The sequence below is a fragment of the Chryseobacterium echinoideorum genome (assembly GCF_007474535.1).
In the GTDB taxonomy this organism is placed as follows: domain Bacteria; phylum Bacteroidota; class Bacteroidia; order Flavobacteriales; family Weeksellaceae; genus Chryseobacterium; species Chryseobacterium echinoideorum.
Map to the genome: position 1 here is coordinate 1 of NZ_VKNW01000025.1, position 3,228 is coordinate 3,228.

General features: G+C 29.7%; 2 protein-coding genes. Both read right to left on the minus strand.

Going from position 1 to position 3,228, the window contains the following annotated elements; all coding sequences use genetic code 11:
* Positions 1-330: 330 nt before the first annotated feature.
* A complete protein-coding gene (locus FOL89_RS17410; protein ID WP_144284022.1) occupies positions 331-1,230 on the minus strand; it encodes a hypothetical protein in 900 nt (299 codons plus the stop codon).
* Positions 1,217-3,228: peptidoglycan-binding domain-containing protein (locus FOL89_RS17655; RefSeq protein WP_185147012.1), on the minus strand; the 2,012-nt coding region annotated here is incomplete at its 5' end. The genes FOL89_RS17410 and FOL89_RS17655, both read right to left, overlap by 14 nt.

The window sequence follows — 3,228 nt, forward strand, 5'->3', positions numbered from 1 at the left end:
TTTCCAATACTAAAACGGATACTTTTACCTACTTTCAACGGACCGTTTTTCTGATAGCTTATAATATCATTATGCTTCACTTCAAAATACCAGTCATCTTCCTCATGTTTCGCTTTTGAGCCAAAAGCATTTGCCATTTTACAAAAAATTATTTTTCACTTATTTTTACAACCCTATTGTTCTTGTTTGGTAAGAATGTATGAGTCAGTCCGTTTCAACTAAATGAAACATTTTCCATTTTAGTTTATTAAAACAAATTTAAGATTCATATTTTCTCCAAGATTATATATATCCATCTATATTTTTTAGTCTTTTGTCTCTTTTGGATACTTATTTCACTTCAACTATTTTACCTAGATCGGTTATTTTATATTTTTTTTCTTTATTTATTCCATTCTCAAAATTTTTATTTGTCGTTTTTACCGTTAAAATGGAATTTTTATCAATTGTGAAACTTGTTTTTTCAGGAGTTTCATTGTTTTCAGGTTCATCTGATTCTCCTTCTACATATAAATTGGAAGCAACAGAATTGTTAAAAATTGAAATTAAATAATATCGATACGGAGAATCTCCACAATCCATTGGGATTAAAATCAGATTTACTTTTTCAATCTTATCTAAAGGAATATATCTAATTTTGTCTTCGCCACATGAAAATTCAGATAAACCTTTAATGCTATTAACGGACATTGATTGGTAAGAAACTTTATCTATATTAATTTTTTTTTGATATGGCAAAATTGAACTAGAAAATTTAATGCTCTTTCCTACACTATTTTCTTTTAAAGGTTTATTTAAATTGTCACTAAATTCTCTGAATGATTCTTGTGCTCCTTTTGGTAATGTCTCCAATGCATTCCTTTGCGTCCCTTCCAATATAATTTTATCTATTTTATTAGAATTATCATATACAAATAAATATGTTTCATTATATGTATCAGATAAGACCTCATTAATATACATTTCCACTTTAAACTTCACTTTATAAGAAGATTCATTTTTTATTATTTGCTCTGTTGTATATGTCATAGCACAACCTGAACCACAACTAACTACAAATGATTTTTCTTGAATTTTATCTAAATAATTAATTTCATTTGTTAAGGGTTCTATTTTTTTGACTTTAGCTGTATTTAAAGTTTTAATAGTATGTTGTGCATTTATATCTTTTTTACAACCTACAAAAAGGAACAGTAAAATATTTAATACTAAAATTTTATTTGTTTGCATTTTTTGAATTAATTAGTGCGTTTTTAATTTGTTCAGGAGTAATATGAGATTTATTTAATCCATCTCCTGCATAATAAGATTCTCCACCATGAGCATATCTTTCGGTTCTTGAAATTACTTTACCATTTTTATCTTTCTTTACTTTATCGCTTATGCGTTTGCCTTTTTCAACACCTACACTTGCCCACTCTAGTGCTGATGAATACATTGCATCTTCAACAGTTCCACCTCCTTCGAGATATGCAATAATTTTAGGCCTTTTAACTTTAATCAGATATTCATCAAAAATTTTATCTTGTGTTTCTTTATCCATTTTTTGATTACTATCAAGCCCCAAACTTGCAATTGCACTATTAAAAGTATCAGGAATAAGTTGGTATCTGCCTATGGCAAAAATATCTCTATCTTTCTGCTTTTGTTGGATTTCTTTTACTGTAAGTTCAGTAATTTTTACATTACGGATAATCTCTAAGCCACCTTTGGTTTTATTACATATATTATAATCATCGCCTGATTCTTCTTGTGCAAGGATATTTCCAAATTCGCTATGTGCCCATTTATATTTATTTTTTCCGCCATTATTTGAGTTATTTGAATTATCAGAAGAAAATCCTCCTCCACAACTGCACATATCTTTGAAACCTAATTCATTTGCTAATTGAACTATACTTTTACCATTTAATTCAGAAAGGTTTTTGACAAAATATTTTTTAGTCAAATATTCTTGAGAAAACTCCCTTACATCAACATGAATCCATGTTGTTGCAAAAGATTCTAAATAAAATATATCTTTGCCTGAATTCCAATCTTGTTTAGCTCCAGTATATTTCATAAATATATCTTTTCTTATCTTATTCATATCATCGTTATTCTTCGTTCTTTGACCTGTACTAAGAATATTATAATGAATATCTAAGGCTTTTCCGCAATGATTTGTAGTTTTATCCCTTTTATAGATATAGTGATCATGACATCTATAACCTGATTCCACCCATTTTGTTTTAAAATTAAGTTGTGTGTCTTTGTTTATGTAAAATTGTGATGCGCGATAACACCAAAGTAAACTTCTATGAACGCCTGGGTATTCATATTTTCTATGTTTCTCTAATATTTTAGTATTTTGGTATTCTTCGCTGTTTCTTTCTTTTCCATATCCAGTACAAGAGCCACATTTACATTTAATCTCATCAAAATTTATCGGATATTTTGCTTGAAATTCATCAATCGCTTTCAGCACATTTCCACAGATTTTTCCGGTTTCAGGAACCTTCATATAATCTCTTTGGAACTGTTTAATCATTTTTTCTGTTCTATCTGTAAACTCATCAGTAGGTACATTTCCTCCAAATCCAGCTAATCTAATATTAATTTCTCTAATGAGCTCACTTTTAGGACTTCCTTTTTTTATGCAGAATTTTCCCCCACAATTATTTCCTCCCGTATTAATATTCTCGCTTCCCACAATAACCGCACCTGCATAACTTGCCTGTTTTTGTAATTCACTTTGTGGCATTAAAACCGTAGAACATATTGTAGTACTTTTGCTGCCATCTAATAATTTATTATCATCTTTATCATAAATGACAGCATAGTATTTCTTTGTCTTTTTATTTTGTTTGGCATCTTTTAACTTGCCCCAATTGATTTCTGCTACCAATGTGCCATCTTCTTTTACGGCTTCGGTTACTTCCAGTTCTTTACAGTCCGGATCTATTGACCAATTGATATCCTCAAAGATCTTTACTTTCAGTTTTGTATCTTTCGGATACGTTGTGTTGGCATATACCCAACTTATGATGTCATAATCTACAGGATTGTGCCTTGCTCTTCCATCTTTATCTCCTATTATTGCTCTGTAAACTTCTTCTTCATTATTGACTGTAAGATGCTTTTGAGTGTCTTTCTTTTCTGTAACATCTGTTAAAGAGGTATTAAAACCAATGAGTTTGGCTTTGGCATATAATTTCACTTCGTCGGAAGCAATATTGGTGGTTCTCT

Excerpts from the sequence above, each read along its gene's own strand:
- FOL89_RS17410 (WP_144284022.1), bottom strand. The coding sequence starts at position 1,230 with ATGCAAACAAATAAAATTTTAGTATTAAATATTTTACTGTTCCTTTTT.